Origin of the sequence: Ilumatobacter nonamiensis YM16-303 (assembly GCF_000350145.1) — a bacterium.
Classification (GTDB): Bacteria; Actinomycetota; Acidimicrobiia; order Acidimicrobiales; family Ilumatobacteraceae; genus Ilumatobacter_A; species Ilumatobacter_A nonamiensis.
In genome coordinates, this window is the sequence record NZ_BAOL01000203.1 from 1 (window position 1) to 6448 (window position 6448).

General features: G+C 67.0%; 7 protein-coding genes. 4 read left to right on the top strand and 3 right to left on the bottom strand.

Features of this window, described 5'->3' with window-relative positions; all coding sequences use genetic code 11:
* The coding region (locus tag ON45_RS16840) for a HAMP domain-containing sensor histidine kinase (protein WP_051063244.1) at positions 1 to 1186 on the top strand (1186 nt) is incomplete at its 5' end.
* Between the two features lie 27 nt (positions 1187 to 1213).
* Here ON45_RS16840 and ON45_RS16845 read toward each other — a convergent pair.
* Both ON45_RS16845 and ON45_RS16850 read right to left on the bottom strand, forming a co-directional pair.
* Entirely contained in the window at positions 1214 to 1960 is a 747-nt protein-coding gene (locus tag ON45_RS16845) for a hypothetical protein (RefSeq protein WP_206537721.1), read from the bottom strand.
* A gap of 68 nt (positions 1961 to 2028) precedes the next feature.
* The gene (locus ON45_RS16850) at positions 2029 to 3525 is read right to left on the bottom strand and encodes an MFS transporter (RefSeq protein WP_158412474.1); all 1497 of its coding nucleotides are present in this window, start codon (positions 3523 to 3525) and stop codon (positions 2029 to 2031) included.
* Positions 3526 to 3610: 85 nt separating this feature from the next.
* Between ON45_RS16850 and murA the strand changes: the two genes are divergently transcribed.
* The gene (gene murA / locus ON45_RS16855; protein WP_083915092.1) at positions 3611 to 4906 is read left to right on the top strand and encodes a UDP-N-acetylglucosamine 1-carboxyvinyltransferase; all 1296 of its coding nucleotides are present in this window, start codon (positions 3611 to 3613) and stop codon (positions 4904 to 4906) included.
* Positions 4907 to 4943: 37 nt separating this feature from the next.
* On the opposite strand, the gene ON45_RS23190 is transcribed toward murA, so the two are convergent.
* Positions 4944 to 5108, bottom strand: coding sequence for a hypothetical protein (locus ON45_RS23190; protein ID WP_158412476.1), 165 nt, complete (start codon positions 5106 to 5108; stop codon positions 4944 to 4946).
* Between the two features lie 41 nt (positions 5109 to 5149).
* Here ON45_RS23190 and ON45_RS16860 point away from each other — a divergent pair, with 41 nt between their 5' ends.
* Entirely contained in the window at positions 5150 to 5389 is a 240-nt protein-coding gene (locus tag ON45_RS16860; protein ID WP_040495339.1) for a NifU family protein, read from the top strand.
* Between the two features lie 52 nt (positions 5390 to 5441).
* Positions 5442 to 6404, top strand: coding sequence for a methylmalonyl Co-A mutase-associated GTPase MeaB (meaB, locus tag ON45_RS16865; RefSeq protein ID WP_051063245.1), 963 nt, complete (start codon positions 5442 to 5444; stop codon positions 6402 to 6404).
* The last annotated feature ends 44 nt before the right edge of the window (positions 6405 to 6448 follow it).

A 6448-nucleotide genomic window follows, 5' to 3' on the forward strand; every position in this document is an offset into this window, starting at 1 on the left:
CTCGAACGACAACGACTCGAACGACAACGACTCGGGTGGCAGCGACTCGAACGACGAGAACCGCCGTTCGTTCGATCCGGATTCGATCGTGCAGACCCTCGACGAGACCGGAACCGTCGACGCGTCGAGTGGAGCACCCTTGCCCGTGGGCGACAAGGACGTCGAGATCTCGTCGGGCGACAGCCGCAGCTTTCGCGACGTCACCGTCGACGGCGAGGAGTATCGGATGATCACGGCGCCGACCGATGGGGGCGGAGCCGTCCAGGTCGCAACGCGGACCAGCTCGAACTCGGACGTGCTCTCACGCCTGAAATGGCGACTGGCGGGTGTCGGTGCGATCCTCGCCGCGACCGCGGCCGCACTCGGTTGGTTCCTGATGCGCCGGACCACCGAACCCCTGGCCGCCCTCACCGAGGCAACCGAACGTGTCGCGACCGGGACCGATCTCACGCCGCTCGACCTCGATCGCGATGACGAGGTCGGTCGCCTCGCCGACAGTTTCGATCGGATGCTCGCCGCGCTCGCGTTGAGCCGCGAACAGCAACGTCGCCTCGTGCAGGACGCCGCCCACGAACTCCGGACGCCACTCACCAGCCTGCGCACCAACATCGAACTGCTGGCGCGAGCCCCCGACCTCCCGCCCGACGAGCACGCGGCGCTGATGGCCGCCCTCACCACCGAGGTCGCGGAGCTCGGTGAACTCTTCGGTGAGATCGTCGAACTCGCCTCCGATCCGACGGCGCCGCGACGACCCGACACCACGTTCGACATGGCGACCGTCGTCGAGAACGCCGCCGAACGGTTCCGTGTCCGCACCGGACGCACCATCGAGATCCGCACCGAACCGACGGAACTGACGGGCGACCCCACGGCGATCGACCGGGCGGTCACCAATCTGTTCAGCAACGCCGACAAGTTCAGCCCGTCGACCGAACCCATCGAGGTCGTGCTGGACGAACGTCGTCTCGTCGTACGCGACCACGGGCCCGGGATCGCGGCCGACGACGAGAGCGACGTGTTCGACCGGTTCTACCGCGCACCGTCAGCCCGTTCGACGCCGGGCTCCGGGCTCGGGCTCGCCATCGTCCGACAGATCGCCGAACAGCACGGCGGAAGCGCCTTCGCCGGCACGCGCGACGACGGCGGTGCCGAGGTCGGCTTCAGCGTCGGCAACGGGTGGCGCTGAAGTGATGTCCGTCGGGACTCTCGGGACTCATGTGACCGTGCGGCGGAGGAGAACGGTGTTGTCCACCTCGAGGTCCGTTCCCCAGATCAGGTGAGCGCTCGGGTCCCAGCTGATCTCGAGGTATCCGTCCTTGGGATCGACATCGGCCGCGCTCCACTCGGTGGCAGGCGTCCACCCGCGGTCATCGAAATCGGCCGACGTCCAGTCGGAGGGTGTCTCGGCGATCGCGAACTCACACGTTGCGTCCGGGTCGACATCGAGTTCGCACTCCGGGTTCAGCGGCGCTTGGTGGACGACCAGCGATGCCCACGACGCATCGGTGACGGCGACGACCTCGCCGGTGTCCAGGTCGGTGATCTGGGCGATGATGCCGCCGTCGCCCATCTGCTGGTTGGATTCGCCGATGTACTCGAGACCCGAGTCGGTCTCCTTGAAGTCCTTCGCCTCGATCGCGACCTCGAACGGCAGAGATGCTTCGAACGTGAACGATTCGGCATTGAACGAGCGCTCGGTCGTGATCGGGATCGAGTCCTCACCCACGAGTGTGCCGTCGACGTGGACCGCCGACCAGTTGTCCGCCCACACGTCGATGCGGAACGCGGAGACCTCGTCGATGGTGGCGGCAGCGGTCGTCTCGTCGGCCGCCACGACCTCCGCGGACGGCAGGGTGGACGTGTCGGCGGCGGGGTCCGACGAACAACTCGCCCACAGCAGCGCTGCAGCGACGATCAGTGGTGTCATCGCGGTGCCCTGGAACGATCGGTTCTGGTTCATGGACACGATCGTGACCTCCGTTCCTGTGAACGGTCGGTGAGTTCGAGGGGACTTCGGCGAGGATCGCGTCAGACCATCCCGGGAACGAGTGACTCGTCTTCGGGGTTGAGTGATTCGAGCTCCCGGTGGGCGGTTTCGGGATACGCCGCCACGACGAGGATCGTCACGATGAACTGTCCGATCGCGAGGAGTGCCATCGTCGAGCCGTACGTCCATCCGCCGTCGATCAGTCGTCCGGTGAGGCTCAGACCACCGATGCCGCCGATCAGGGCGGACGCGGTGACGAAGCCGGTGGCCCGAGTGCGGTTGGCGGTGGGGAACAGTTCGGTTCGATACACCGTCATCGCCGGATACACAGCGGATCCCAGGATCCCGCCGAGCAGGGCGAAGGCCCACAGCGCCGCCCCTCCCACCATGAAGGCGGCCACGATCGACAGCGTCGAGAGCGGGAGCGCGACCATGATCAGCCCGCGTCGTCCCCGCCGATCGGCGAATCGGCCACCCACGATCAAACCGATCCCCGCCGGGGTGCCGACCAGGATCGAGAACAGTCCGATCATGCCGCCGTCGAAGCCGCGGATGTCCTCGAGATAGGTGTTCTGGAAGAAGCTCGCCGGGGCGATGAAGACGTTGCCGGCGAACGCCACCGTCGCCAGCAGTGCGAACCGCTTCCGGTCGAGGCGCGGTGGTCGTCGAGGGCGGTCGACGCGCTCGGCCTCGGCGGTGAACCGGCGCGTCTCGGGCAGGCGGCGCATGAGGTCGAACGCGACGAAACACCAGATCAGAGCGATCAGGTAGACGTAGCGCCATCCGCCCGGGCCGAGGTCAGCGAGGCCGAGTGACATGACCGCGATGCCGGCGCCGAGTCCGGCTGCCATCGCGAGCACGCTGATCGCGTAGGCGCGGCTGTTCTTCGGAACCTCCTCGGCCGCGACGACCCCGATCACGAATGCCAGCGCGATTCCCATCGGGCGGCCGATCGTCTGCGTCGCGACGAGGACGACGAAGCTCGGCGCGAGCGCCCCGAGTGCGGTCAGGACGGGAGCGAGCCACGCGACGATCACCAAGACCTTCCGCCGTCCGATCCGGTCGGCGACCACCGCTGCGGGAAGTGCGAACACGATGCCCGCCCGCACGATCGATCCGGCGTCGCCCTTGGCGGTTTCGCTGATCCCGAAGTCGTCGGCCGCGAAACCGACGGTCTGGGTGAAGATCGTGTTCACGAACGCGGCCGACATCGATGCAGCTGCGAGCAGGCCGATCACGAGGACCTGGGTCGGGTCGAGTTGGTCGGGCGGCGACCACCAGCCCTGCGCCTTGATCCGTCGAGCGATGACGCCGCGGACCGGCAATCCGAACAGCCAGTTGAACCAGGGAATCCGCAGTCGGTAGTGCGTGCGTTCGACGATCTGCGCATCGGCATCAGCGGGTCGAGCGAGGAGAACGGTGCGCCGATAGGTCGTGAACGGCCCGTGTGCCTGGGCGAATTCGATCTGTTCGCCCTGGTCGGTGGTGGTTCGCGCGCTCTCCGTCTCGTTCAGGAGGTCGGTGCGAGCCGTCGTCACCTGATCGATGTGACCCTCGTCGTTCGGCCAGCGTCGCGTGACAATGCGACCGCCCGGCTCCACGCTCGGAGCATACTGGTGAGCTGTGACGTCCCCCGGCCTCCCCGACCCGACCGCGCCCGACGCCGAATGCATCGTCGTCCGTGGATCGGGCCCGCTCGCGGGAACCGTCGTCGTCCCGGGAGCGAAGAACTCGGTCCTCAAACTGATGGCGACGACGATCCTGTGCGACGGCCCGTTCGAGCTGTCGAACGTCCCCGACATCGCCGACGTGTCGATCATGGGCGACCTCCTCGCCGCGATCGGCGTCGAGATGTCCCGGCCGGCACCAGGTGAACTGACCCTCGTGAACACCGGCGTCATCACACCGGTCGCGCCGTACGAGTTGGTCGAGAGGATTCGCGCATCGATCAACGTCCTCGGCCCGTTGCTCACGCGGTGCGGTGAGGTCCGGCTGTCGATGCCGGGCGGCGACGACTTCGGTGCACGCCCGATCGACATGCACGTCGCCGGCCTCGAGGCGATGGGCGCCGAATTCAAGTTCAGCCACGGCTACCTCGAGGCGCGCGCCGACCGGCTGCACGGAGCGGAGATCACGTTCGACTTCCCGAGTGTCGGCGCGACCGAGAACCTGATGACTGCCGCCGTACTGGCCGACGGGGTCACCACCATCGACAACGCCGCACGTGAGCCCGAGATCACCGATCTCTGCGATTTTCTGGTCGCGATGGGTGCGCGGATCGATGGCATCGGCACCTCGACGCTGACGATCCGAGGTGTCGATCAGCGTGACCTGTCGCCGGTGTCGCACCGGACGGTTCCCGACCGCATCCAAGCCGCGACGTACCTGGCCGCGTGTTCGGTCGCCGGAGGTTCACTCGACGTCGTCGGCGCCCGTGCCGACCACATGACCATGCTCCTCGAACGGTTCGGCGACATGGGCCTCCAGATCGACGAGAACGACGACGGGATCCACGTCGAAGCTGGGGGTCGCCCCCGTTCGATCGATGTGGCCACTCTGCCGTATCCGGGGATCGCCACGGACTACAAGCCGCTGATCATCACGATGCTGTCGGTCGCCGACGGGGTCGGAATCGTCACGGAGAACCTGTATCCCGGACGCTTCCGCTACGTCGAGGAATTGCAACGCCTCGGTGCCGATGTCCGCACGAGCGGTCATCACGCCGTCATCCGCGGGGTGCCGCGCCTCTCGGGAGCACCGGTGCGCGCGCACGACATTCGTGCGGGGGCAGCGATGGTCGTCGCGGGATTGGCTGCCGAGGGCGAAACCCGCATCAGTGGTATCCACCACATCGACCGCGGCTACGACGACCTCGTCGGCCGCCTGAGCAGCGTCGGCGCGGTCATCGAACGCTGCTGACAGATGCGTCGGTGCTGGCCACCGACGAACATCTTCGTCAGTTCGGGTCGGTGTCGCCGGATTGTTGCTCGGCCGCAGCGGCATCGACGCGCTTTTTCGCGAGGACGAGCAACCCGGCGATCACGGCCATCGGTCCGGCGATCAACAGGGCTTCGTCCCACCCACCCTGGTGGGCGAGCAGGGCAGCCGCAATCGAACTCACGCATCAATCGTACGGTCGACATTGATTGAATGGTCGGTGAGATGCGCGACAAGATCCTGGCCACGATCGAGGTGATCCGCCCCGCGCTGCAATCCGACGGCGGTGACATCGAGTTCCACTCCGTGGACGAGGAGACCGGCGTCGTCGAGGTCAGGCTCACGGGTGCGTGCGTCGGATGTCCGTCGTCGAATCAGACCCTCAAGGTCGGCGTCGAGCGGATCCTGCGCGACCGGGTCGACGGCGTGACCGCGGTCGTCAACATCACCAACAACTTCGCGTGAACGAACGCCCTGATTGGGCCGGTCATCGGTCGATCGGAAAGACTCTGGGCCGATGGCCCGCAAACGACTGCCTGCTCCCGAACTCTTCCAGGCCGCCTTGGACGGCGATCGCAGCGCGCTCGCACGGCTCCTGTCGCTGATCGAGCGCGGTGACGAGGAGGCCCGCGAGATCGGACGATTGGCGTATCCGCTGTCCGGCGGCGGCTACACGGTCGGGCTCACCGGCGCACCGGGAGCGGGCAAGTCGACCCTGACCTCTGCGCTCATCGGCCATCTGCGATCGTTGGAGCTGGAGATCGCGGTGCTCGCGATCGACCCGTCGTCGCCGTTCACCGGCGGGGCGATCCTCGGCGACCGCGTGCGGATGCAGGACCATGCAACCGACCCGGGCGTGTTCATCCGCTCGATGGCGACTCGTGGTCACCTCGGAGGACTCGCCCTCGCGACGCCCGAGGCCGTGCGCGCACTCGATGCGATCGGTCGGCACTGGATCCTCGTCGAAACGGTCGGAGTCGGTCAGGTCGAGGTCGAGGTGGCCGGCAAGGCGGACACGACGATCGTCGTGGTCAACCCTGGTTGGGGTGACAGCGTGCAGGCGAACAAGGCCGGTCTCATGGAGATCGCCGACATCTTCGTGATCAACAAGGCCGACCGCAAGGGCGCCGACGAGACCCGCCGGGATCTGATGCAGATGCTCGATCTGTCCGATCTGCCACACGACACCTGGCGGCCGCCGATCTTGAACACGACGGGCACCACGGGCGATGGCGTACCGGAGTTGTGGGATGCCGTGCTCGAACACCGCGAGTTCGCTGAGTCGAGCGGTCTGCTCGCCGAACGTCGGACGTTCCGGTTGGGTGAAGAACTGCGCGAGATCATCGCCCAGCGTCTCGGTCGTAAGGCGCGTCAGATCTGCACCGGTGAGCGCTGGGACGAGTTGACCGAGGAGGTCGCCGAGCGCACCACCGACCCGTGGACCGCCGCCGACGAGATGCTCGCTGCAGTCGACGCCTGACCTCCACTCATCGCCGTTCTCGTGAACAGTTCGCGCACGGAGCG

Excerpts from the sequence above, each read along its gene's own strand:
- ON45_RS16845 (WP_206537721.1), bottom strand. The coding sequence starts at position 1,960 with ATGAACCAGAACCGATCGTTCCAGGGCACCGCGATGACACCACTGATC.
- ON45_RS16860 (WP_040495339.1), top strand. The coding sequence starts at position 5,150 with ATGCGCGACAAGATCCTGGCCACGATCGAGGTGATCCGCCCCGCGCTG.
- meaB (WP_051063245.1), top strand. The coding sequence starts at position 5,442 with ATGGCCCGCAAACGACTGCCTGCTCCCGAACTCTTCCAGGCCGCCTTG.